The sequence below is a fragment of the Enterococcus sp. MSG3290 genome (assembly GCF_050555565.1).
Taxonomy (GTDB): domain Bacteria; phylum Bacillota; class Bacilli; order Lactobacillales; family Enterococcaceae; genus Enterococcus_B; species Enterococcus_B faecium.
Window position 1 is genome coordinate 1,545,455 of sequence record NZ_CP187862.1, and the last position, 25,744, is coordinate 1,571,198.

Genomic DNA, 25,744 nt, shown 5'->3' on the forward strand with positions numbered 1-25,744 from the left:
TCGATTTTCTTCGAAGGACAAGTTGATCTCCTTTCGTGAAACATTATCTTATTATGAAACAAAAACTCTCTAGAAACAAGTTTTTTAAAAGTCTTTTAAACGTCTTTTGGCGTATTTTCTGAATTTATGTCCATTGACAAAGATGACTTCTCCACAGAAAAGAGTTGGACAAAAAAAGAAACCAGCTATTTTTTTATAACAAGCTGGTTTCTCTCTTCATCCTTTTACAGATTATTTTTTCTTTTTAGATGCTTTTTCACGAGCATTTTTCTCTAAAATTTGTTTTCTCAAGCGAATGCTTTCTGGTGTTACTTCGCAATATTCATCATCATTCAAGAATTCCAAAGATTCTTCCAACGTCAATTGTTTTGGTTTTTTGATGACAGATGTTTGGTCTTTAGTAGCAGACCGTACGTTTGTCATTTGTTTTGCTTTCGTGATGTTGACAGTCAAATCATTATCACGGCTGTTTTCCCCGATAATCATTCCTTCATATACTTCTGTACCTGGTTCTACGAAGACTGTACCGCGTTCTTCGATACTCATGATAGAATAAGTCGTTGCTTTTCCTGTATCGATCGAAACAAGCGCCCCTTGGTGACGTCCGCCAATTTGACCAGGAAGCATTGGCAGATATTGGTCAAAAGTATGGTTCATGATTCCGTAACCACGTGTCATTGAAAGGAATTCAGTTGAATAACCAATCAAACCGCGGGCAGGTGTTAAGAATGTCAAACGGATTTGTCCGTTTCCTGTATGGACCATATCTTGCATTTCACCTTTACGTAAGCTCAAGGACTCGATAACACTACCCATATATTCTTCTGGTGTATCGATTTGCACGCGTTCAAACGGTTCGCATTTTACACCGTCGATTTCTTTTTCAATAACTTCTGGACGAGATACTTGCAATTCGTATCCCTCACGGCGCATGTTTTCAATCAAGATAGACAAATGCAATTCTCCACGACCAGAAACTGTCCATGCATCTGGAGAGTTTGTTGGTTCAACTCGTAAAGATACATCTGTTTGAAGTTCTGCCATCAAACGTTCTTCAATCTTACGAGCGGTTACGAATTTACCTTCTCGACCGGCAAATGGTGAATTATTAACTAAGAAAGTCATTTGCAATGTTGGTTCGTCAATGTGAAGGATAGGTAACGCATCTTGATGATCCACAGGAGTAACTGTTTCACCGACAAAGATATCTTCCATACCTGAGACAGCAATCAAGTCTCCAGCTTTTGCTTCTTGAATCTCTAGACGTTTTAGTCCAAAGAAACCAAATAATTTCGTTACACGGAATTTCTTAACTGTTCCGTCTAATTTAATTAATGCTACTTGGTCTCCTACTTTGATTGTTCCTCTAAATACACGTCCGATTCCGATACGACCTACATAATCGTTGTAGTCAAGTAATGAAACTTGGAATTGTAATGGTTCGTCGCTGTTATCGACAGGAGCAGGGATTTTTTCAATAATTGTATCAAAAATAGGTGCCATGGTTGGTTCTTGATCTGCTGGATCATCTGACAAGCTTGACGTACCATTTAGTGCAGATGCATAAATCACAGGAAAGTCTAACTGATCATCATCTGCTCCTAATTCGATGAATAGTTCAAGAACTTCATCTACGACATGCTCAGGACGAGCAGAAGGTTTGTCAATCTTGTTTACGACAACGATTGGTGTGATATGTTGTTCCAGTGCTTTTTTCAATACAAAACGTGTTTGAGGCATTGTTCCTTCATACGCATCTACGACCAACACAACGCCGTCAACCATTTTCATGATCCGTTCTACTTCGCCACCGAAGTCCGCGTGTCCTGGAGTATCCATGATGTTTACGCGAATTCCTTTATAGTCTACAGCTGTGTTTTTGGCTAAAATCGTGATACCACGTTCTTTTTCTAGCGCATTTGAGTCCATCGCACGTTCTTGCAATTGCGTATGTGCGTCTAATGTATCTGATTGTTTTAATAGTTCATCAACTAATGTTGTTTTTCCGTGGTCAACGTGGGCAATAATTGCGACGTTACGGATATCGTTTCTATAATTCAATGTAACTAACTCCTTTTTTATTGGTTCTTTATGACAGGGCAAATTTTACTCGACTGCTAATTATAGCAGACTTTTTTCATGAAATATAGTAAAATGTTTTCATTTTTTCGAGAAAATTAATCTTTTGCCCGTTTTTATCATTTTTGTGAATGATTTCTACCTTTTTTCAGCCTTCTTTTTTCAAAAGGTCTGCGATTTCTGCATATGCACAAGAAGTCCCTGCTAAATAGTATTCCCTTTTTTCAAATGTCAAAGGAGTACCAAAAAGACCGCTTGTTACCATACCAAACTCTTCCAATAAGACATTTCCCGCTGCATAATCCCAAGGGCTAAGGTTTGAAATATAAGCAATGTGGTTTCCTTTCAAGATTGCCACTAGTTCAAGACCAGCGCATCCGTACATACGTGTCCCCATGCTGCTTTCCGCAATTTCTCGGATTCCATATTTATTATGACCGAAAAGATAACTATTCACACCAAGTAAGCCTTCCGATAAGGATTTATTTGCTGGTCTAGGCAATGGCTCATCATTTTTATACACGCCTATTCCTTTTCCACCCCAAAAAAGTTCATTTCTCATCACGTCATAAATGAAACCAAGCTTTCCAACGCCGGATTCATAAACAGCGAGCATAATACAAAAATTTTCCCCTTCAATCACAAAATTCAAGGTGCCATCAATAGGATCGATGATAAAGACTCTTCCATCGAGATCCGATAATTGATTACACCCTTCTTCTTCTGCCAATATTTTCGCCTCTGGATCAAAGGAATGGATTTTTTCGATTAGAAAATTCTGGATGTTTCGATCGACATTTGTTACTAGATCCGTTCGATTTGATTTTTGCGAGATTGTTAATGTTTGTTGAGAAGATTTGATTTTCTCACCAGCTTCTTCAAGCCAGGACTTGATATGATCAATCATCTGTTCCATTTATCTCACCCGTTCATTCTCAAAGTTTTGTTTGGATTTTTTTTTGCTTGCTGCACTGTACGATATAAAGAATAACCGGAAGCTTTTTCAAATTCCCGTCCCAATCGTTTTTCCTCACCAATGGATTTGACAACAGTTTTAAACTGCTGATAAGTCTTCAAAAAAGCTTCATTGTTTATCCCTTTTTCATTCGCACGTTCCAGATCTTCCCACATCTTCATTACAATGACCATTTCGTCTGTTGTCCAATCTAAATCAAGTGGATACTGATATTCTTGCATCTTCAACTCTCCTATTTCATATTCCTCTTCAGTGTAGCATAGGAAGTGGTAATAAACCAAGAAGTTGTCATATTTTTAAGTTTACATAATAATATTATTGATAATTCTAAAAAACAAAACGCAACTGATTTTTCAGTTGCGTTTCGCCTGTATTATTCAAATCAAATATGGATTGGTAAACCTAATGCTAATTCCGAAGCATCCATGACGATTTCGCCAAGAGATGGATGAGGATGAATCGTCAAGGCGATATCTTCAGCATTCATTCCTGATTCGATTGCTAAAGCTAATTCAGAGACCATATCACTTGCGCCGACTCCACCGATTTGCGCGCCAATAAGCACGTTATCTTCGATCGTCGTGACTAAACGGATGAATCCTTCCGTTTTACCTAGCGATAATGCTCGACCGTTCCCTGAGAATGGAAATTTATATGCTTTCGCTTCGATACCTGCGTCTTTTGCTTCTTTGATTGTCATACCTACAGAAGCCAATTCCGGATCAGTAAAGGCAACTGCTGGCATTGCTTTATAATCTACAGCTACTTTTTTGCCAGAGATTGCTTCAGCAGCGATTTTTGCTTCGTAACTAGCTTTATGCGCTAATGCCGCCCCTGGAACGATATCACCAATGGCATAGATATTAGGTACGTTCGTACGTCCTTGTTTATCTACTGTGATCAATCCACGTTCTCCTACTTCGACACCCGCTTGTTCTAAGCCCATATCATCCGTATTTGGACGACGTCCTACAGTGACCATCACATAGTCAGCAGTAACAGATTCTTCTTTCCCGTCCACTGCATATTTCACTGTCACACTGTCACCGTTATCGACTGCTTCTTTTGCCATCGCATTCGTTACGACTGTTACACCTTTTTTCTTGAAATCATCTTCTACTAATTTTACGAGATCTTTTTCGTAAGTTGGTAAAATTTGTGGTGAGCCTTCAAGAATCGTCACTTCTGCTCCTAAGTTTGCGTACGCTCCGCCCAATTCGGCACCAATCACACCGCCACCGATGATCACAAATTTCTTAGGTACTTCTTTCAATGCTAATCCGCCAGTAGAATCTAACACACGTCCGCCGAATTTAAATCCTGGAATCTCGATTGGACGGGAACCTGTTGCGATGATTGCGTTATTGAACGAATAAGTTTGAGCTGAATCTGGATGAATGACGCGTAGTGTGTGATCATCTACGAAGAACGCTTCGCCTTCGATTGTTTCAACCTTATGTTTTTTTAATAGAAAACCAACACCAGAAGTCAACGTATGGACAACTTTGTTTTCTTTCCATTCTTGTGTTTTCGCAAAATCTAGTTTGACATTTTCGCTAGTTACTCCAAACATTTCGGAATCTAGTGACTCTTGATAATGGTGTCCCGCAGCTATCAATGCTTTTGAAGGAATACAGCCGACGTTCAAACAAACACCGCCAATATACTCTCTTTCAATGATTGCTACTTTTTGTCCCATTTCAGCAGCACGGATGGCAGCTACATAGCCGCCAGGTCCCGCACCGATTACAACTGTATCTAATTCTACAGCAAAATCTCCAACTACCATTTGTTTATCATCCTTCCATCATTAATAGCTCTGGATCAGCTAAAAGACGTTTGATATTGTTCATTGCTTGTTGCGCAGTTGCTCCATCTACGATACGGTGATCAAAACTTAGTGATAGTTTCATCACACGACCGACAACGATTTCGCCTTCAGCGTTTACGATTGGTTGTTGCGCAATCGTTCCTACACCTAAAATAGCTACTTCTGGATAGTTGATGACTGGTGTAAACCAACCGCCACCTACAGATCCGATATTGCTGATCGTAATTGTTCCATTGCGCATATCTTCTGCAGATAGTTTGCCGTCATGAGCTAATTTTGCTTTCTCATTGATTTCGTCTGCAATAGCAAACATTCCTTTGCGGTCTGCATCTTTTACATTTGGTACATATAACCCGTGATCCGTATCTGTTGCAATACCGATATTGTAGTAATGTTTATAAACGATTTCTTGGTTTGCATCGTCAATAGATGCATTTAATACTGGGTATTTCTTAACAGTCGCTGTTAAAGCTTTCACGACATATGGCAAGAAAGTAAGTTTCGTACCATTTGCAGCAGCTACTTCTTTGAATCGTTTCCGATTATCCCATAGTTTAGACACTTCTACTTCATCATGCAATGTCACGTGTGGAGCTGTATGCTTACTATTGACCATTGCTTTAGCAATAGCTTTACGTGTTGGTGTCATTGCCACACGCTCTTCCAAATCTCCTAAGTTGGACTTGAATGGTTTTGCTGGTTCAGCGGGTTTGCTTTCTGCTGCAGGAGCTGCTTCTTTCGGAGTTGCCGCTTCTGGCGCTTCTGATTTCGCTGGTGCGCTGCTTGGAGCTCCTGCCAAGAAGTTTTCGATGTCCTCTTTTGTTACTCTGCCACCCTTTCCAGTTGCAGTTACTTGTGAGATATCTACATCTTTTTCGCGGGCAAATTGACGAACAGATGGCATAGCCAATACACGTTTATTTGGATCGGCAGCTTCAACGACACTTGCTGAACCTGATGTTTCCACTTTTTCTTTTGGTGCTTCAGCTGATGGCGCACTAGTTGACGGTGCACTATTGTGTCCAGGAGCATCGATTTCTACTAATACATCCCCAACATTTGCTACAGTGCCTTCTGGAACAATCACGTTTTTAACTGTCCCTGTGACAGGTGACGGAATTTCTTCTACTGATTTGTCATTTTGAACTTCTAGTAATGTATCATCTTCATTGATCGTATCTCCTGGTTTGACGAACCATTTGACGATTTCACCTTCTGCGATTCCTTCACCGATATCCGGTAACTTAAATTGGAAGACTCCTTCGCTTGACGATCCAGCTGATTCTGTATCAGCAGTGGGTTCAGCAGCCGGTTTAGCTGGAGTTTGGGATTCTGCGGCTACACCACTGTCCCCTTCATTGTCTTCGTGTCCTGGTGCATCGATTTCTACTAATACATCCCCAACATTTGCTACGGTACCTTCTGGAACAATCACATTTTTAACCGTTCCTGTAACAGGTGACGGGATTTCTTCTACTGATTTGTCATTTTGAACTTCTAGTAATGTATCATCTTCATTGATCGTATCTCCTGGTTTGACGAACCATTTGACGATTTCACCTTCTGCGATTCCTTCACCGATATCCGGCAATTTAAATTGATAAGCCATGACTTTGTTTCGTCCCTTCTTTTCTTAAAATTCCGCGATTTCTTTTACTTTGTCTTCGATATCTTTTGCATTTGGCAACCAGACATTTTCTGCTTGTCCAAATGGGAAGACTGTATCAGGTGCAGAAACTCGTCCGATTGGGGCTTCTAATGAAAGGATAGCGCGTTCTGAGATCTCAGAAACTACTTGCGCGGCAACGCCCGCTTGTCGTTGTGCTTCTTGGACAACAACTACGCGACCAGTTTTTTCCACGGATTGAATGATCGTTTCTACATCTAATGGCGCAACAGTACGAAGATCAATGATTTCAACAGAGATATTTTCTTTTGCAAGATTGTCTGCTGCTTTGATTGCTTCACGCACCATTGCTCCGTATGTGATAATAGATACATCTGTTCCCTCACGAGTAACTGCTGCTTTATCCAAAGGAACTTCGTAAGCTTCATCCGGCACTTCTTCTCGGAATGAGCGATATAGTTTCATGTGTTCTAGGAAAACAACCGGATCGTTACTTCTAATAGAAGAAATCAATAGTCCTTTTGCATCATAAGGGTTGGAAGGAATCACTACTCGAATACCAGGAGACTGAGCGATCAAACCTTCTAAGTTATCCGAATGCAATTCTGGTGTATGAACACCGCCACCAAATGGCGAACGAATTGTGATGGGTAGATTTCTAGTGCCGCTCATTCGATATCTTGTACGAGCCATTTGAGCTACTACTTCGTCCATTGCTTCGAAAATAAAACCAAAGAATTGGATTTCAGGAACTGGACGAAATCCTTCTAACGCAAGACCGAAACTCAATCCTGCGATTCCAGATTCAGCTAAAGGAGTATCGAATACTCGGTCTTCTCCGAACTTTTCCTGCAATCCTTCAGTTGCCCGGAAAACTCCTCCGTTTTTCCCAACATCTTCACCAAAAACAACGACATTCTCGTCATTTTCTAGTTCAAGTGCTAAGGCATCTGTGATTGCTTGGATCATTGTTTTTTGTGCCATGATTATTTCGACTCCTTCGCTTCATAAATTGCAATTTGTTCTTTGATTGATTGTGGAGATACTTCGAACATGTTTTTCAAGAAATCTGAAACCTTTTGTTTTGGTACTTTGTCGGCTTCAGCAATAGCTGCTTTGATTTCTTCTTTAGTTGCTTCGATGACTTGTTCTTCTTTTTCTTCAGACCAAAGTCCTTTTTCCGTCAAATATTTACGGAAGCGGATCAATGGATCTTTTTTCTGCCAATCGTCATCTGTGTCTTTTGTACGGTAGCGGGTTGGATCGTCACCAGATAGTGTATGTGGTCCATAACGATAAGTCAGTGTTTCGATTAGGACTGGTCCATTTCCACTGATCGCCCATTCCCGTGCCATTTTAGATACAGTATATACTGCAAGCGGATCCATTCCATCGACTTGAATACCAGGAATCCCAGCTGCGACAGCTTTTTGTGCAAGTGTTTTTGCTGCAGTTTGTTTTTCACGAGGTGTAGAGATCGCATACCCGTTGTTTTGGATATAAAATACGGCATTTGCATGGTAAGCGCCAGCGAAATTGATTGCTTCGTAAAAATCACCTTGTGATGAACCGCCATCACCAGTATAAGTGAAGACGACATTTTTCTTGTTTCGTTTCTTCAAACCTAATGCAACACCGGCTGCTTGTACATATTGTGCACCGATGATGATTTGTGGTGGTAGAGCTTTCAATTCTTCCGGATAAGAATTACCTGCAGCATGTCCTCTAGACCATAAAAAAGCTTGAGATAAAGGTAAACCATGTTTTACTAGTTGAGGTACATCCCGATAACCTGGAAGAAGAACATCTTCTTTATCAAATGCGTAAGCACTAGCCAGCTGACTTGCCTCTTGTCCAGCAGTTGGTGCAAAAAAGCCTAGGCGTCCTTGGCGGTTCAGCGCTGTTGAACGTTGGTCTAATACACGAGACCATACCATATGAGTCATTAATTCAACGAGTTCATCATCGGATAAATCAGGTACTAAATCTTTGTTAACTACGTTTCCATCTTGATCAAGTGCTTGATATACTGGGAAATCTGCATTGACTTCATCTAGCAGTGCTTGGAAGTCGATCGGTGCTTTTTTGTTTGCCATTTGTCACACATTCCTCTCTCATCTATAAGAAAATCTCTTCATTCTGCGATTGAAACAGTGAATAAAACTGTATCACTATTTAACCGTCTTCATTAATAAATTATCATGGATTTATGAGAAATACAAGCTAAAAGCACAAATTTTCACGATGAAAGGAAATTATGCCAATCCGCATATTAACAGCATTAGTGAATAAAATCACAATAAGGAAAGCGTTTTATATTTCATCTGCATTTTTTCTATTTTCTAATCAAACTTACAACCATCTGTTTCTATTTAGAAACGTTGGTGTTATACAGTTTTGTTGCAAATATTTATTTTATTTACACATCGTGAACGGACGTACAAATAATGGTTTTTTCTTAGTTTCTTTATATCGTATTCTTTTTCCGAAAAAAAAGAAACAGCTTGAAATTTAAATCCAAGCTGTTATATTCTTTAATCTATTTACTTTGTGAAATTATTCTGTTAACCACTTTTCTAGAATTTTCATCTTTGAATAAAACAACGGTATTTGGTTTTCATCCAGCCTACTGTAATTGATTCTGATTCCATTTATATCTTGCCCAAAAAGTAGACTTGGTGCAATTCCAAGACCCATATCTACTACTTTTTCTGCTAGTTCGGGGTCTAGTTTTTTCCCATCCCAAGTAATCCAGGCATAGTAGCCACCTAAAATTGAATGAAGCTTGAAAAACGATTGTGAATCTCCCCAAGCGCTTATCAGTCGGCTTTTTTCTTTCAACTTTTTTCTTACATCTTGCATTTTCAAATCAATTGCTTCATTAAATACATTAGCCACTGTGATTTGTGTAAGGATATTCATCGAAAACTCCATCATTTCTTGCGCTTGAGCTAGTTGCGAGATAAAAGTCTCAGGTCCTATCACCCAACCGATTTTCGTTGTTTTTCCTAAAACCCTAGATAACGAACCGACGTATAACACATTATCCGGATCAATCGTTCGTATAGGAAGGACTTCTTCTTGGTTTAGAAATGAAAGATCCGTAAATACATCGTCTTCAATAATTGGAAGCCGATACTGTCGACACAATTCTACTAGCTTTTCTCGTCGTTTTTGACTCATCACTTTTCCTGTAGGGTTTTGAAAATTCGGGTTGATAAGCACTGCTTTCAATTTATTTTTATGGATCGATTCTTTCAGTTTTTCTAAGTCGATCCCTTCTTCATCCATCGGTATCCCAAATAAACGCGTTCCTGAAGCTTTGAAAAGAGGTAATCGGTAAAAAAAAGAAGGTGACTCTACAGCTATCCCCTCTCCAGCTGAAAGAATCGTTTGTAAAATCAAAAAGATTGCTTGCTGACCGCCACCAGTCACAAGAAGCTGGTTGGGGGAAAATGCCAATTCAAATTTACTTTCCAAATACCGTTTGATTTTGTTACGTAACGGAGTATAGCCTAAAAGATCCATTTCTTTTTCTTCCGCTAAGATTTCTTCAAGAGAATAAGAAGGAAACTCAAAATTCGGCAAAAGCTCATCTGGCATCTCGCTAGCGTATAAATCAAGAAACGATGTTTTTTGGATCTGCTTTGCTTCTCTTATTTTTTGCTCATACCAGTCCGTCTGCTCATAACGAGGAGAGATCATTTGCCGCCAATCGATTCTTGGAACAGCGAATTTCCCCCATTCAGTCTGATTAACAAACCATCCGCTGCCACGTTTGCTCGTTAGTACCCCAAGCTCCCTAAGCTCTTCCAATGCATGGACAACGGTGGAACGATTCACACCAAAAAGTTGCCCTAGTTTTCGTTCTGATTCAAGTTGACTTCCAGGATTGATCCTTCCGTTTTCGATTTCTCTCATAATCTGTTCCATAATTTGACGATAAATCGGTCCTTGTTTTTTCTCTACTTTTTCCCACATAAGCTTCTCTTTTCTATTGTCTATTTTTTCTTTTGATTTTACCGAATTTACGAGAAAAAAGAAAAACTTTTTTTGCAAAACATAAGGGACTGTGACAAAAATCTTATCACAGTCCCTTATTCTGAATAATGATGTTCAAAAGCTTGTATCTGCGATAATAATTCCAGCCAAACAAAACATATAAAGAACTATTTTTGTTTGGCTGTTCTTATTACTTAATGCAGGACAACTTTTTCACAACATCCTAATATTTTATTTATTTTTTAGATTGTGTCTCCATTAAAAATCGAATTTTTCACGATGACATAGTCAACTTTTCGAATGGCTTCCAGATCTCTTCCTCCAGCATAAGAAATAGATGATTGAAGGTCTTGTTGCATTTCCACTAGTGTATCTTTCAAAGATCCTTTATGCTGGATCCAGATTTTCTTTCCTTCAACATTTCGTTTTTCGCCTTTTTGGAATTCTGAAGCAGAACCAAAGTATTCTTTATACACGATTCCATTTTCGACTTTTGTTTCGCCAGGAGATTCCTCGTGACCGGCAAACAATGAACCAATCATGACCATTGTCGCACCAAAACGGACAGATTTTGCAATATCGCCATGTGTTCTGATCCCACCGTCAGCGATGATCGGCTTGCGAGCTGCTTTCGCACACCATCTAAGAGCTGCCAGTTGCCAGCCTCCAGTCCCAAAGCCTGTCTTGATTTTTGTAATACATACTTTTCCTGGACCAATCCCTACTTTTGTTGCATCTGCGCCCGCATTTTCCAATTCACGGACGGCTTCCGGTGTACCAACATTACCGGCAATCACAAAAGTTTCAGGCAAATATTTTTTAATATGCTGAATCATATCAATAACTGAGTTAGCATGTCCATGTGCGATGTCGATAGTGATATAATCAGGATTTAGCGATTCTTCTGCCAACTTCTCTATAAAGGAATATTCCTCTTTCTTGACGCCAACACTGATTGAGGTAATCAATCCACGCTTTTTCATTTTTTTGATAAACGGAATTCGAGCTGCTTCATCAAACCGATGCATGATATAGAAATAACCATTTTCCGCTAAGAATTCTGCGATTGTTTCATCAATAATCGTCTGCATGTTGGCAGGCACTACTGGCATTTTGAATGTATGTTTACCTAATGTGACCGTTGTATCACATTCAGAACGGCTATTTACGATACATTTATTAGGAATTAATTGAATATCTTCGTAATCAAATACTTTCATTACATTATCCTCCTGATGTTCACATCCAGCAAAACACGAACATTATTAATTTAATCAAGGCTTTTTTTAGCGCCCTATGTAATTTAACTCAATTAAGCAAAAAAATCAAGAGCAAAAAGAGAATTTATACGAATGGTAAAAAAACATATATTATTTTTAGTCTATACAAACGAAACAATGAATGTTCGCTTTTAGCGAAAAAAAGACTGTGACAAATGTCTTGTCACAGTCTTTTTTCTGAATAACCGGCGTTCACCTACGTTGTTCGTTTTTTCTTATTATACAAGTCTAGCACAACGGCTAAAAGCAAGATCAATCCTTTGATTGCCTGCTGCCAGTCTACCCCGACGCCTAAAATCGACATGCCATTGTTCAATACACCCATGACCAAGCCACCGACAATCGCACCCATGATTGTTCCAATGCCGCCGGAAGTCGAAGCACCACCAAAATATACTGCCGCCATTGCATCCAGTTCCATCGATGTACCTGCTTGAGGTGTTGCCGCATTCAATCGAGCAGCTAAAACTAATCCAGCTAAAGCTGCCATGACTCCCATGTTGACGAATACCCAGAACGTGATTCGCTTTGTTTTGATCCCTGATAGTTCAGCCGCTTTTCGATTTCCGCCCGTCGCATAAATCTCTCGACCTGCTACTGTTTTATTTGTCAAAAACCCATATGCTGCAACGATCAAACCAAGAATGATCAAAATAATCGGATACCCTTGATAAGAGGCAAAGATATAAGTTATTCCTAGTACAACGACTGCTGTAAATACCGCCTTTACCAAGAAAGCTGCTGGAGATTCCACTTCAAATAAATGATTTTTCCGACGATTTCTTGTTCGCCATTGACCAACAACTAACACGATCGTGATGATCATTCCTAAAATCAATGTCAAGAAGTGAAGGCTGCTTCCTTCGCTTAAGTCTGGTAAATAACCCGTAGACATTTTTTGGAAAACAGCTGGAAAAGGTGCTAGAGATTGGCCTCCTAGAACAACTTGTGTCAGTCCACGAAACATCAGCAATCCTGCTAAAGTCACGATAAACGCCGGTATCCCTGCATAAGCTACCCAAAAACCTTGCCATGCGCCGATCAGCCCGCCTACTGCAAGACATGCGATAACTGTCATCCACGGGTTCATTTGGCGATTGACCATCATCATGCCCGCAATTGCACCAACAAACGCCATCACTGACCCTACCGACAAATCCACATGACCTAAGAGCACAACTAATAACATCCCTGCAGCTAGTACTAATATATGGCTATTTTGCAGAACAAGGTTAGTTATATTCAATGGACGCCAGAAAATACCATCCGTCATCAATTGAAACGCAATAAGTAGTCCCGCTAAAATGATCACCATGCTGTAGCGACCAAAAAGATCAGCTGCTCTACTTTTCAAATTTAGTTTTTTCTCTTTTTTATCCGTAAGATTTTTTGCCTGTTCCAACTTAACCCACCTCTTCTTTCGTCATTAATTTCATCAAGACTTCCTGATCTGCATCTTCTCGCGAGACTTCTCCTGTAATACGTCCTTCGTTCATCGTATAGATTCGATCACACATCCCTAATATTTCAGGAAGTTCAGAAGAGATAAGACAGACAGCTTTGCCATTTGCTGCCATTTCTTCGATAATCGTGTAGATCTCATATTTTGCCCCAACATCTATCCCACGGGTTGGCTCATCCAAAAAAAGAATATCGGGTTGTGTCATCAGCCACTTGGATAAAACGACTTTTTGCTGATTCCCACCACTAAGACTACTGACAATTTGATGGATGGAGTTTGTTTTTATACGCATCTTTTTCCGGAAATTTTCTGCCTCAGTTACTTCTTTTTCTTTATCTAATACTCCTTTTTGACTTATTTTATCCAAACTGCTCAGCGTCACGTTTTCCCGAATATCCATCAGCAGATTCAGTCCTAAAGATTTTCGGTCCTCCGAGACATAAGCGAGTCCGTTTGCAATGGCTGAAGGAACGGTCTTAACTGATATCTCTGCCCCTTCCTTTAATATACGTCCGGATATCTTGCTTCCATAAGAATGTCCAAATAGACTCATAGCGAATTCAGTTCTGCCCGCTCCCATCAGTCCAGCTATTCCTACAATCTCTCCTTTTTTCAAATGCAAGTTGATGTGGTCATTTATGATTCGCTCATGATCAAGAGGGTGATAGACCGTCCAGTCTTCTACTTTAAAATAAACTTCTCCAATATCCGGTTTTCTTTCAGGATAACGATCAACTAAATCTCTGCCCACCATCCCGCGAATAATATGCTCTTCGCTGATCATTTCATTTTCTAGTGTCTCAATCGTCTGTCCATCCCGTAAAATGGTGATTCGATCTGCGATATCCACGATTTCATTCAGCTTATGTGAAATAATGATGGAGGTTACACCTTGCTCTTTCAACTCTCGGATCAATCTCAGCAAATTCGCGCTTTCTTCTTCATTCAATGCAGCGGTAGGCTCATCCAAAATCAACAGACGGACGGATTTTGATAATGCTTTAGCTATTTCAACTAATTGCTGTTGCCCTACGCCAATCTGGGATACTAGAAGATTCGGGTCGATAGACAAACCGACTTTATTCAGCAGTTCATACGTTTTCTTTTCTGTCAGTTCCCAATCAATCACGCCTCTTTCTGCTTGTTCATTTCCGAGAAAAATATTCTCTTTTATTGAAAGATAAGGACTTAGTGCTAATTCTTGATGAATGATGACGATGCCTTTTTCTTCACTATCTTTCAAATCTTTGAATTGACACAGCTTTCCATCATAAAAGATTTCCCCGTCATAGGAGCCATATGGATACAAGCCGCTCAAGACATTCATCAATGTTGATTTTCCCGCTCCGTTTTCTCCGCACAATGCATGGATTTCCCCACGTTCAATCATCAGATTCACGCAATCTAACGCTCGGATTCCAGAAAATTTTTTGGTGATATCTGCCATTTTTAAAATACAATCCGCCATAATTCTTATCCTCTCTCTGACTTAGATCTCTTTAGTTCCTTGTTTGGTTCCTCTTAATTTTTCAGATCGGATTCTTTATAATAATCTGTGTCGATCAGCTCTGCTTGATAATTATCTTTATCGACAGATACTGTATTTGCTAAATACGTAGGGACAGTTTTCACCCCATTATCATAAGTTTCAGTATCGTTGACCGAGACCTCTTCTCCATCACTGATTGCTTTGATCATTTCAATCGTATTTTTTGCTAAGATACGTGTGTCTTTAAAGATCGTTTGTGTTTGTTCCCCGGCAATGATCGATTTAACGCCAGCAACTGTCGCATCTTGTCCAGTAATCACAGGTAAAGGTTTACTTTCACTCCCATACCCCACGCCTTTTAATGACGAAATGATCCCTAAACTTATTGGATCATATGGCGACAAAACAGCATCCAATGTTTGGTCAGTATAATTTGCGCTTAACAGATTATCCATCCTTGCTTGCGCCGTAGAACCATCCCAGCGAAGCGTAGCGATTTGACTGAAACTCGTCTGTCCAGATGGCACAACCAACTGACCGTTGTCCATATATGGTTGTAAAACAGACATCACTCCGTTGTAATTAATTAGTGCATTGTTGTCGTCAGGCGAGCCACCAAATAATTCAATCGTGAATGGTCCTTTTCCTTCTTTCAATCCTAAGTGCTCTTCAATATAAGCTGCTTGCGATACACCTACTCCAAAATTATCAAAAGTCGCGTAATAATCGACATTTTCTGAATTCATCAGTAAACGATCATAGGCGATCACCTTGATATCTGCTTCTTTTGCTTTAGCTAACACATCAGTTAAAGCCGAACCATCGATAGAAGCAATCACAAGTGTATCTACCCCTTTTGTAATCATATTTTCGATTTGTGCTACTTGATTTTCTACTTTATCTTCTCCATATTGAAGATCTGTTTTATAACCTAGTTTTTCTAATTCCGAGACCATGTTGTTCCCATCAGCGATCCATCTTTCTGCTGATTTGGTCGGCATAGCGATTCCTACATACCCCGTACTATCATCTGCAGATCCTGAATTGCCACACGCACTTAATAGAATGCTTGCGGTCAAAATAGCGATACTCCCAACAATCTTTCTAAATTTGTTTTTCATTTTTTATCCCCCATTTCAATTGATACACCGAGTATAGCTAATAAAGAAAGCGTTAACATTGATTTTTTTATGGGATTTACTTTAAATTTTTTAGGTGTACTTTTTTTGTCTTGGATTTTTTTAAGTTTCTTGGATTTTTTTCGATTGATTCCTTTTGACTTTGATTTTCCCTTTTATCTGATAAGATAGTACTAACAAATCCAGATGGAGTGATTTAAAGTGAAACGTGTTTTATTTTTTTTAGCCCTTGTTGTAATCGCTTACCAAATGATGGGGTGTACACCTAATACAAAGGAAGCACCTGACCCACTAGTCGTTGGTTTTTCGCAATCAGGAACGGAGAGTAGCTGGCGGAAAAAGCATACTGAATCAATTATCACTGCGCTTGAAAAAGAAGATTACCAAGTTCTCTACCGAAATGGCTACATGAATCAGGAACGGCAAATCCAAGATATACGGACGTTCATTGCCTATAAAGTGGATATGATCATTTTTACTCCGTTGCAAGAATCCGGGTGGGACTCTGTATTAAAAGAAGCAAAGCGAGCAGGGATCCCTGTCATACTTGTCGACAGACATATTCAAACGAATGATCCCGAGCTTTTCGTCACCCACATCGGCCCCAGTTTCAAAGCAGAAGGAAATCGGGCGGGTTTATTTGTCAGCAATCACTTCACAAATTCAAAGAAACAGGAAATCAGAATCCTAGAACTTGCTGGTTCAGAGAACTCCACACCGACCAAGCTACGCTCCGAAGGATTTTTGGAATCAATCAATCGTAAACCAACCCTAAAAAAAGATGGAACCATCGACCATAAACCTCCGATGACTATTGTTCACCGAATTGTCGGTGATTTTATTCGGATGAAAGGAAAAGACCAGATGAAACGATATTTAGAAACAAATGATTTATCCGAAATCGATGTATTATACAGCCATAGTGATGAAATGACCCACGGTGCTTTAGCTGCGATAAAAGAAACATCGGTTAAACCTGGAAAAGATTTGATTATTGTAACGATTGATGGACAAGAAGATATGATCGAGAAGCTGCGGTCAGGAATCGTCAATTGCGTAGTCGAGTGTAAACCTGATGTCGGCTGGTATGTAGCCAATACCGTTACTCGTTATTTTGGAAATCTTCAAACAGGAAAAACATTACCTAAAGATATTTTTATTTCCGAGACTGTCTTTTCCCAACAGAATATGACTAATATTCCAACCAGAAATTATTGACTGGAGAAGTATCATGACGAAAAGTTTAAGCATTAAACAGATTTTTGCCCAAGCAAACAAAGCCATGCTTCTATTTGCTGTTATCCCTTTATTACTTAGCATACTGTTATACTCACAACAGCTTTTGATTTATCAACAGACGATCGCAAATATTCAAAAAGCGGATGCAATTGCTTTAAAGGTTGACCAGAGAGTTTTGGAAAGTATGTGGGACTTGATTTCTGGCCAAGTAAGCGTGGATGAGTTTAAAAAAGAAAATATCCTAGAAGAACTTAGAAATGATATTCGACAGATCAAAAGTAATACGAATACGCTTAAAGAAATCAGTACGTTAGATGTGTCTTTGCGTACGATCGATACACTGGAAGATTATCAAAACGAGCTGATCAATAATATCTTGGCAAAAGATTTTATGGATACCAATGAAGAGATCATCAATCAGGTAGATTCTGTCACTCAACTGCTGTCAGATATCTTACAAGATTTTGTTCGTGTGGAGATCGACTTAGCAAGCAAAAAAAATACGACACTTGTCCGCTCGCTCATTCTATTAACAATAGTGGAACTTGGAGTTCTTAGTACCATTTTTTTCTATGCGAAAAAGAATCGTCGCTTTTTAGAGAGAAAGGTCCAAGAACCGATCAATCAGCTGATCGAGATGTCAGAACAACTTTCTTCAGGGAACCTTGGCTTTCGTTTAACCCTGCCGGAAACACTGGAATTACAAACACTTACCGCTAGCATGAATAAAATGGCGGAAGATCTAAACCAGTCTTTACGGGAGAACGCTTTGAAACAATACCATTTAGCACAAAGTGAAGTTCGTGTATTGCAAGCTCAGATTACTCCCCATTTTATTTATAACAGTTTGGATGCCATTATTTCTTTGATCGAACAAGACTGCTTTGAAGAAGCTCTGACTATGACCCATGCACTTTCCGGCTTTTTTCGTACGTCTTTAAGCAAAGGACAAGACTGGATTCCTCTTGAAAAAGAAATTAGCCATATCAATGATTATCTAGTCATCTTAAAAATAAGATACGGCCGTATGCTTGACTATAAGATCGATATACCAGAAACACTTTTTCCTGTTTCTATTTTAAAAATGATCTTGCAGCCATTGATTGAAAATGCTGTATACCATGGAACGAAGTACGTCCGTCACAAAGGATTTATTCGTATTACCGCATGCAAAATCGATGAGATGATCCAATTCAAAGTCACAGACAACGGGATTGGCATCCCTGCAGAAAAACTGGCAGAAATACGTAAAGAGTTAGCCAAAGGTATCGATTCAGATTTCAGTATCGGCTACGGACTTTACAACGTAAACAAGCGTCTCCTTCTTTATTACGGAAATGATCAAAAACCTATCACGATTGACAGCAAATACCGAGAAGGAACAACTGTCACACTGATGATCCCTCTATCTCCCAAAACAATTGGAGGAAACAAACATGTATAAAGTTTTTATCATCGAAGACGAATACCTCATTCGCAATAACTTGCGGGAACAAATAACTGTCCTTGGTTCTTATTATCCAATCACTTATGTCGGGGAAGCTGGAGATGGTGAGATGGCACTGTCTTCAATTATCGACTTACAGCCCGACATCATTCTGACTGATATCCAAATGCCTTTCATGGACGGGTTGACTTTTTCAAAAGAAGCAAGGAAACTACTTCCTTGGACTCGTCTCATATTTATTAGTGGATTCGACGATTTCGATTATATGAAAGGAGCAATCCAGGTACAGGCAGATGATTATCTGCTTAAACCGATTAAAAGTAACGAATTGAAACAAGCAATAGAAAAAGCAGTAACTGCTTTAGATTTGCAGCAAAAAGAAACGCACACTTCTTCTGATCTTGTTTTCGAATTGAAAAAAAATCATTTCTTGAACGGTTTGTTCAAAGGCTCACTTACGATCAGTGAAACATTGAAACTTGCTGAATCTTTCAATCGCTCTTTAGCAGGGAAAAAAATGACCGTATTATTAGCAGCAAACCAAGTCAGTACAGACTTTGAAGATTACGCTCATCTCAGTGATTATTTGAAGTTTTTATTTAGGGAGAATCAACAAGTGATCTTCTCTGCTGTTTCCTCTCGATTCATCAAATTTTTAATAGTTGATTCTCTTGAAGAAAATGTGATCGAGACCAGTTATCAGGTAGCCCAAACGTTGGTCCATGAATTAGAAAAGGGACAAAAAAATAATTTTTCTGTCGCCATTGGTCCTGTCGCAGAAAGAATCAGCGAATTACCTGCATCTTTTGAGATCACGCAGATGATACTTGAAACCGCCAGTTCCCTTAAAGAACAAATTATCAGCTATGAGGATTTGATTCAAGAAGCGAAACTTCCAGTTGATTCTGTCTTTTACTTTGACCTCTCACTTGATTTGTCTTCATTATCGAAAAACGAAGTATCTAAGTACATCGAACACTTGACGAAACCACAAGGCACACCAACTCGAACACGATTATATCGTTTATTTGTCTTGACTAAGCTACTCCAGCATGTCTGCCTGAAAGAAAAGAAAATCCCGCAAGAAATGGTTCATTGCACATCCACCAGTCAACGCTTAGCAATCAGCGCCGACGATTCGCTTTACCGTTCGACTGTTTATATGTTCATTTCTTTCTTAACTGCTCTGCCCTCACAGCCTTCAAGGAACAAATATCAGCCAATTTTGAACCATGCATTGGATTTTATCAAAGAAAATTTTACCGATCCAGATATGTCCTTAACTTGGGTCGCTCAACAAGTTGCATTAAGTCCCTCTCATTTCAGTACGATTTTTTCTCAATCGTTTAACCAAACATTCATCGATTATCTGACAGAACAAAGAATCGAATTAGCAAAAAAATTATTGCAGCAATCAGACTATCGTATTTCAGATATTGCTTTTGAAATTGGTTATAATGACCCTAACTATTTCAGTTATTTATTTAAGAAAAAACAAGGGATTTCTCCAAAAGAATATCGGACACAGCTTTTCCTTAAAAACAAAAATAACCAATAAACGAAATCCGTACAATGATACTCTTTCCATTTGCAATTAAAAAAGACAGAATATCTCGAAGCTGAAAACAGCTTTCAAGTTATTCTGTCTTTTTAATTTATAGCCCTTTTGACCTGCTTATGACAATCTTTAAGGTAAAATGTTTCCAGCAGCACGGTACAATTCGTACCAATCTTCCCGAGACATATTAATTTCTGAAGCTTGAGCGATTTCCTTGATTCGCCCTACGTTCATCGTACCGGCGATCACTTGCATATTGGCTGGATGGCGCAAAATCCAAGCAGAAGCCAAGCCAGTTGGTGTCGTTTGATATTTAGCTGCTAGTTCTTCTAATGTTTGGTTTAATTCAGGGAATTTTTCGTTCCCGATAAATACACCTTCAAAAAATCCATACTGGTATGGTGACCATGCTTGGATCGTCATATCATGCAATCGGGAATAATCAAGTACACTACCGTCATGATCGATACTTGCTTCATCTGTCATATTGACATGAATCCCTTGATCGATCATTCCAGTATGTTTCAAGCCAAATTGCAGCTGATTAGCTACTAATGGTTGACGAACATATTTTTTCAGCAATTCGATTTGCATTGGTTTTTGATTGCTGACGCCAAAATAACGAACTTTTCCTGACCGTTCCAATTCATCAAACGCTTCAGCTACTTCCTCTGGTTCTACCAATGTATCTGGACGATGAAGAAGTAAAGCATCCACATAATCCATTTTCAGACGGGTCAAACTTTTTTCTACAGATTCAATGATATGTTTTTTAGAAAAATCAAACATCACACCTGGAACGATTCCACATTTTGTTTGAATAAAAAGATCTTCTCGTTTGATTGATGTTTTTGCTAGAGCATCTGCAAAGATTTCTTCACATTCACCGTTTCCATAAATATCTGCATGGTCAAAAAAATCAATGCCGTTTTCATAAGCTGTCTCAATCACTTTTACTGGATCTTCCGCATTGTTGATACGCATACAGCCTAAGATCACTGCAGCTGCTTTCTGATCAGAAGTACCTAATTGAATTTTTTTCATCTGAACTCCTCCTTATTTATATACACAACAAAAGTGTACCACACTCTTTATGAAAAGGCTTCACTAAAATCGGCGCTTCCGATTATGTTTGTTGTATTTTTTATAAATGGAAGCAGCTGATTTACTTCACGACCAGTTCGCTATTGGCAGCTTTTTCTCCAATATCTGTACGATAAAATGTTCCATCTGTCGTTTTATCCATTAACGCGGTGTAGATTTTTTCCTGTGCTTCTTTGATCGTCTCACCGTATGCTTCTACTAAATAAAGACGTCCTCCTGCTCCAACTAGTTTGCCGTTATTTGAGGAAACTCCAGCATAGTAAACAGAAAGCTCTTCTTCCGGAAAATCTGGTAGAACCATTCCTGTCTCATATTCTTCGGGGTAACCGGCAGCTGCAACCACAACGCCTACATTGTATCCTTCTTGCTGCCACTTTAACTCTACTGTACGATTCTCTAATAAATCATCGATTACTTGCGCAAAGTCACTCTTCAACCGAGAAAGAACGACTTGCGTTTCAGGATCACCGAAACGCGCATTGAATTCGATCACTTTTGGTCCTTCCTTCGTAGCAATCAAACCCGCATATAAAACACCCGTGAAAGAGCGTCCTAGTTCTTTCATTCCCAAAGCCGCTGGTTTTAAAACTTCTTCCACAGCTTTTTCAATCATCTTTTTTGAAATTTGCGGTACTGGTGAATAAGCACCCATTCCGCCTGTATTTGGCCCTTTATCGTTATCAAATGCCCGCTTATGATCTTGCGAAATGACCATCGGATACACCTTGGTATCACGGACAAACGCCAAAAGGGAGAATTCTTCTCCTGCCAAAAACTCTTCTACGACGATTTTTTTGCTGCTATCCCCAAATCGATGCTGGTTCAACATTTGTTCTGCCGCATCCAGCGCTTCCTTCACTGTGGTAGCCACGACTACACCTTTCCCAGCTGCTAAGCCATCTGCTTTCACTACGATTGGCGCACCGTTTTCTTTGATATACGCCGCTGCTTTATCGTAACATTCAAAACTTCTGGATTTAGCTGTCGGGATTTGATAAGTATCCATTAATTGTTTAGCAAAACTTTTCGAACCTTCGATCAGAGCTGCTGCTTTTGTCGGACCGAAGATTTTCAATCCTTCCGCCATAAAATCATCGACGATCCCATTTAACAAAGGAACTTCAGGACCAACGATACTCCAATCAATAGCCTCTTTCTTAACAAAATGGATTAACGCTGAATGATCTCGCTCACTGATAGCGACACAATTGATACCATCTTTTGTCATCCCCGGATTTCCTGGCGCACAATACACCGTATCCACCTTCGGACTGGCTAAAAGTTTTTTACTTATTGCATGTTCACGACCACCTGCACCGATCACCAAAATGTTCATTTATCCGACTCCTCTCTAATGTCTAAAATGCCGAACATCAGTAAAGACCATTGCTAGATCGTATTTATTCGCCATATCAATAGAATCTTGGTCTTTGATGCTTCCTCCTGGCTGAATGATTGATTTTATACCATGTTTGGCTGCATATTCAACCGAATCATCCATTGGAAAATAAGCATCGCTAGCTAAAACTGCACCTTCCATTTTCTCTTGCGCTTGTTCAATCGCAATTTTTACTGAACCGACTCGATTCATCTGTCCGGCTCCAATTCCTACTGTCTGATGTTCATTTGCCAGCACGATCGCATTAGATTTCACATGTTTGACAGCTTTCCAAGCAAACGCCAATGCTTTTGCTTCTGCTGGAGTCGGCTTACGTTTTGTCACGACTTTCCACTCTTCTTCATTTTCTATTGCCAGATCTTGATCTTGTACAAGAAGTCCACCTAAGACTGAGACCATTTCTTCTCGATTTTGATTTTCTTCCTGCGCAAAGTCTACTGTCAGTAATCGGATGTTTTTCTTTTTTTGCAGTAATTCCAAAGCTTCTTGTGTATAAGAAGGGGCAATGATGATTTCTAGAAACAGCTTATGCATCTGTTCTGCTGTTGGCAGATCTACTTCTCGATTCAAAACGATGATCCCACCAAAGATTGAAACAGGATCTGCTTCATACGCTGCTTCCCACGCTTCTAAAATCGTAGATGCTGTCCCAATACCACAAGGATTCATGTGTTTCAAGGCGACTACCGTTGGCTCGTCATATTCCTTCATGATCCGTAGCGCAGCATCTGCATCTCGGATATTATTATAAGAAAGTTCTTTCCCATGGAGTTGTTTTGCTGCTGCGATCGAATATTTTTCCAGAAGAGCGGACTGATAAAAGGCAGCGGCTTGATGGCTGTTTTCACCGTAACGAAGCGTTTGTTTTCGTTCATACGTAAGTGTCAATTTTTCCGGTTCTTTTTCTTCCACCCAATCCGTTAAGTATTGAGCGATCAGTGCATCATATGCCGCAGTATGACGAAAGACTTTTGCCGCTAGTTTTTGTCTGAAAGAAAGTGAAGTATGCCCATACTGACGTAATTCTGAAAGTACTTCTTCATAGTCAGATGGATCAACAACAGCGGTGACAAATTCATGGTTTTTTGCTGCACTACGGAGCATACTAGGACCACCGATATCAATGTTTTCAATAGCTTCTGCTATTTCGACATCTGGTTTCATAATCGTTTCTTTGAAAGGATATAAATTGACACAAACAAAGTCGATTGGTTGGATATTTTCCGTTTCCATTGCCTCCATATGGCTAGGGAGATCGCGTCTTCCTAAAAGACCACCATGGATTTTAGGATGAAGTGTTTTGACACGGCCATCCATCATTTCAGGAAACCCTGTCACTTCTTCGATCGAAAGCGTTTTGATCCCAGCTTTATCCAACGCATGCTTTGTTCCTCCTGTTGAAATGATTTCTACTCCTTGTTCAATCAAACCTTGGGCAAATGCTACAATCCCAGTTTTATCTGATACACTGATCAATGCTCTTGTCATTTCAGATAGCCTCCATTTTCAATAATTTCACTAATCACTTCTGGATAGATTCGATGCTCTACTCTATGGATTTTTTCTTCTAAAGAATCGAACGTGTCCTCCTGTTCAATTCTCACTTTTTCCTGCCGGATGATTGGTCCAGTATCTACACCTTGGTCGATATAATGAATTGTGACACCCGTTTCTTTTACTCCAGCTTCAAAGGCATCACGTATGCCATGCAAACCAGGGAATGCAGGTAAAAGAGACGGATGGATATTGATGATTCTTTTATCATAATTTTTCAGCAATACCGGTCCAATGATTCGCATATATCCAGCTAATACGATCAAATCGATCTTTTTTTCTTTCAATTTATGCAAAATTGCTTCTTCATACTCTTTTTTTGAATCAAATTCTTTAGGTGAAAAACAATCTGCCGGTACACTCAACGCAGTTGCACGTTTCAAAACATATGCTTCAGGCTGATCACAAAACAACCAGTCAATCGAAGATTCCAATCCTTTTTTCGATAGATAATCGGCTAGCGCTTGAAAGTTGCTTCCGTTTCCAGAAGCAAAAACAGCGATTCTCATCGTTCTTCTCCTGTAAACACCACACGATGTTTTTCTTTGGCGATCACTTTCCCGATTTCATAAACTTTTTCGCCAGCTTGCTCAATTTCGTGTACTATTTCTTTTACTTTCGATTCTTCGACTGCCAGGACCATACCGATGCCCATATTGAAGATTTCATACATCTCCATCTCAGGAATTTCACCATATTTTTGTAAACAGCCGAATATTGGAAGAATCGGCCATGAGCCAAGTTTGATTTGTGCAGCCATAGATTCTGGTAACATTCGCGGGATATTTTCTACAAACCCTCCACCAGTGATATGTGCAGCTCCTTTTATTTTCTTTTCTTTGATCAGCGGAAGCAAGGAAGAAACATAGATTTTCGTTGGCTCAAGCAATTCTTCGCCAAGTGTTTTTTTCAATTCTGGCAGTTTTGATGATAAAGAAAACTGCTGCTGCTCAAAGAAAATTTTGCGAACAAGAGAGTACCCATTTGAATGGATCCCGCTAGATGCTATTCCAAGCAACACATCTCCTGGGTTGATCGTTTCTCCTGTCAATAATTGAGATTTTTCAGCTATCCCTACAGCAAATCCGGCTAGATCATAATCATTACCTGAGTACATACCAGGCATTTCAGCTGTTTCTCCGCCAATCAGCGCCATATTTCCTTGAACACATCCATCTGCTACACCTTTTACTACATTTTCCAAACGTAACGGATCATTTTTCCCCGTTGCTAAGTAGTCTAAGAAATATAACGGCTCTGCGCCTTGTGCTAAGATATCATTGACACACATCGCTACGCAGTCGATCCCGATTGTATCGTGTTTGTCTGCTTCGATTGCCACTGCTAATTTCGTCCCCACACCATCGGTCCCCGAGACAAGGACTGGCTCTTTTAATTGAAAGACCGATAAATCAAAACAACCGCCGAATCCTCCTATAGCGCCCATCATACCTAAACGTTCCGTTTTTTTGACATGCTTCTTGATCCGTTCTACTACTTCATATCCAGCTTCGACATCTACGCCAGCTTTTGCGTATGCATTTGCCATTGAATTCAT

21 protein-coding genes are annotated in these 25,744 nt (G+C 39.6%); 4 read left to right on the forward strand and 17 right to left on the reverse strand.

Annotation, left to right across the window (positions count from 1 at the left end):
• Positions 1-231: 231 nt before the first annotated feature.
• The 7 genes from typA to pdhA all read right to left on the reverse strand — a co-directional run bounded on the left by typA (position 232) and on the right by pdhA (position 8,609).
• A complete protein-coding gene (gene typA / locus IGL31_RS07390) occupies positions 232-2,061 on the reverse strand; it encodes a translational GTPase TypA (protein ID WP_002288735.1) in 1,830 nt (609 codons plus the stop codon).
• 166 nt (positions 2,062-2,227) lie between these two features.
• On the reverse strand, positions 2,228-2,995 hold the full coding sequence (locus IGL31_RS07395) for an inositol monophosphatase family protein (RefSeq protein WP_002295483.1): 768 nt from the start codon (positions 2,993-2,995) through the stop codon (positions 2,228-2,230).
• 5 nt (positions 2,996-3,000) lie between these two features.
• On the reverse strand, positions 3,001-3,276 hold the full coding sequence (locus tag IGL31_RS07400; RefSeq protein ID WP_002292206.1) for a UPF0223 family protein: 276 nt from the start codon (positions 3,274-3,276) through the stop codon (positions 3,001-3,003).
• Between the two features lie 161 nt (positions 3,277-3,437).
• The gene (gene lpdA / locus IGL31_RS07405) at positions 3,438-4,844 is read right to left on the reverse strand and encodes a dihydrolipoyl dehydrogenase (RefSeq protein WP_002289686.1); all 1,407 of its coding nucleotides are present in this window, start codon (positions 4,842-4,844) and stop codon (positions 3,438-3,440) included.
• A gap of 7 nt (positions 4,845-4,851) precedes the next feature.
• Positions 4,852-6,495, reverse strand: coding sequence for a dihydrolipoyllysine-residue acetyltransferase (locus IGL31_RS07410; RefSeq protein WP_086300115.1), 1,644 nt, complete (start codon positions 6,493-6,495; stop codon positions 4,852-4,854).
• A 24-nt stretch (positions 6,496-6,519) separates the two neighbouring features.
• Positions 6,520-7,497 (reverse strand): alpha-ketoacid dehydrogenase subunit beta, encoded by a 978-nt coding sequence (locus tag IGL31_RS07415; RefSeq protein ID WP_002289688.1) that lies wholly within the window; start codon positions 7,495-7,497, stop codon positions 6,520-6,522.
• Positions 7,498-7,499: 2 nt separating this feature from the next.
• Positions 7,500-8,609 (reverse strand): pyruvate dehydrogenase (acetyl-transferring) E1 component subunit alpha, encoded by a 1,110-nt coding sequence (gene pdhA / locus IGL31_RS07420; RefSeq protein WP_002289692.1) that lies wholly within the window; start codon positions 8,607-8,609, stop codon positions 7,500-7,502.
• 161 nt (positions 8,610-8,770) lie between these two features.
• Between pdhA and IGL31_RS07425 the strand changes: the two genes are divergently transcribed.
• Positions 8,771-9,028 carry a hypothetical protein gene (locus IGL31_RS07425; protein WP_016628355.1) on the forward strand — a complete coding sequence of 86 codons (258 nt, stop codon included), beginning with the start codon at positions 8,771-8,773 and terminating at the stop codon, positions 9,026-9,028.
• Positions 9,029-9,069: 41 nt separating this feature from the next.
• Here the strand turns inward: IGL31_RS07425 and IGL31_RS07430 are convergent, their stop codons facing one another.
• The 5 genes from IGL31_RS07430 to chvE form a co-directional block, all read right to left on the reverse strand.
• Complete coding sequence (locus IGL31_RS07430) at positions 9,070-10,494, reverse strand: PLP-dependent aminotransferase family protein (RefSeq protein WP_002297114.1); 1,425 nt, start codon at positions 10,492-10,494, stop codon at positions 9,070-9,072.
• A gap of 263 nt (positions 10,495-10,757) precedes the next feature.
• Positions 10,758-11,735, reverse strand: coding sequence for a GMP reductase (gene guaC / locus IGL31_RS07435; protein ID WP_002287992.1), 978 nt, complete (start codon positions 11,733-11,735; stop codon positions 10,758-10,760).
• 256 nt (positions 11,736-11,991) lie between these two features.
• Entirely contained in the window at positions 11,992-13,197 is a 1,206-nt protein-coding gene (gene mmsB, locus IGL31_RS07440) for a multiple monosaccharide ABC transporter permease (RefSeq protein WP_086300116.1), read from the reverse strand.
• A 1-nt stretch (position 13,198) separates the two neighbouring features.
• Positions 13,199-14,725 carry a multiple monosaccharide ABC transporter ATP-binding protein gene (mmsA, locus tag IGL31_RS07445; RefSeq protein ID WP_002287995.1) on the reverse strand — a complete coding sequence of 509 codons (1,527 nt, stop codon included), beginning with the start codon at positions 14,723-14,725 and terminating at the stop codon, positions 13,199-13,201.
• Positions 14,726-14,778: 53 nt separating this feature from the next.
• Positions 14,779-15,867, reverse strand: a complete 1,089-nt coding sequence (gene chvE, locus IGL31_RS07450; RefSeq protein ID WP_086300117.1) for a multiple monosaccharide ABC transporter substrate-binding protein — start codon at positions 15,865-15,867, stop codon at positions 14,779-14,781.
• A 219-nt stretch (positions 15,868-16,086) separates the two neighbouring features.
• Here chvE and IGL31_RS07455 point away from each other — a divergent pair, with 219 nt between their 5' ends.
• From IGL31_RS07455 to IGL31_RS07465, 3 genes are read left to right on the forward strand one after another with little or no spacing between them, the layout of a single operon-like run.
• On the forward strand, positions 16,087-17,103 hold the full coding sequence (locus IGL31_RS07455) for an ABC transporter substrate-binding protein (protein WP_002324778.1): 1,017 nt from the start codon (positions 16,087-16,089) through the stop codon (positions 17,101-17,103).
• A 13-nt stretch (positions 17,104-17,116) separates the two neighbouring features.
• Positions 17,117-18,568, forward strand: a complete 1,452-nt coding sequence (locus IGL31_RS07460) for a sensor histidine kinase (protein WP_002343271.1) — start codon at positions 17,117-17,119, stop codon at positions 18,566-18,568.
• Positions 18,561-20,129, forward strand: coding sequence for a response regulator transcription factor (locus tag IGL31_RS07465; RefSeq protein WP_002299000.1), 1,569 nt, complete (start codon positions 18,561-18,563; stop codon positions 20,127-20,129). Before IGL31_RS07460 ends, IGL31_RS07465 begins: the two co-directional genes overlap by 8 nt.
• Positions 20,130-20,258: 129 nt before the next feature.
• Here IGL31_RS07465 and IGL31_RS07470 read toward each other — a convergent pair whose 3' ends face one another.
• The 5 genes from IGL31_RS07470 to purM all read right to left on the reverse strand — a co-directional run bounded on the left by IGL31_RS07470 (position 20,259) and on the right by purM (position 25,744).
• Complete coding sequence (locus IGL31_RS07470; protein WP_002288005.1) at positions 20,259-21,173, reverse strand: aldo/keto reductase; 915 nt, start codon at positions 21,171-21,173, stop codon at positions 20,259-20,261.
• Positions 21,174-21,294: 121 nt separating this feature from the next.
• Positions 21,295-22,569: a phosphoribosylamine--glycine ligase gene (gene purD / locus IGL31_RS07475; protein ID WP_002343270.1), complete on the reverse strand. Its 1,275-nt coding sequence runs from the start codon at positions 22,567-22,569 to the stop codon at positions 21,295-21,297.
• Positions 22,570-22,584: 15 nt separating this feature from the next.
• Positions 22,585-24,120 (reverse strand): bifunctional phosphoribosylaminoimidazolecarboxamide formyltransferase/IMP cyclohydrolase, encoded by a 1,536-nt coding sequence (gene purH / locus IGL31_RS07480; protein WP_002324691.1) that lies wholly within the window; start codon positions 24,118-24,120, stop codon positions 22,585-22,587.
• Positions 24,117-24,695: a phosphoribosylglycinamide formyltransferase gene (gene purN / locus IGL31_RS07485; RefSeq protein WP_002288010.1), complete on the reverse strand. Its 579-nt coding sequence runs from the start codon at positions 24,693-24,695 to the stop codon at positions 24,117-24,119. Before purN ends, purH begins: the two co-directional genes overlap by 4 nt.
• On the reverse strand, positions 24,692-25,744 hold the full coding sequence (gene purM, locus IGL31_RS07490) for a phosphoribosylformylglycinamidine cyclo-ligase (RefSeq protein ID WP_002306859.1): 1,053 nt from the start codon (positions 25,742-25,744) through the stop codon (positions 24,692-24,694). The genes purN and purM overlap by 4 nt, the downstream gene beginning before the upstream one ends.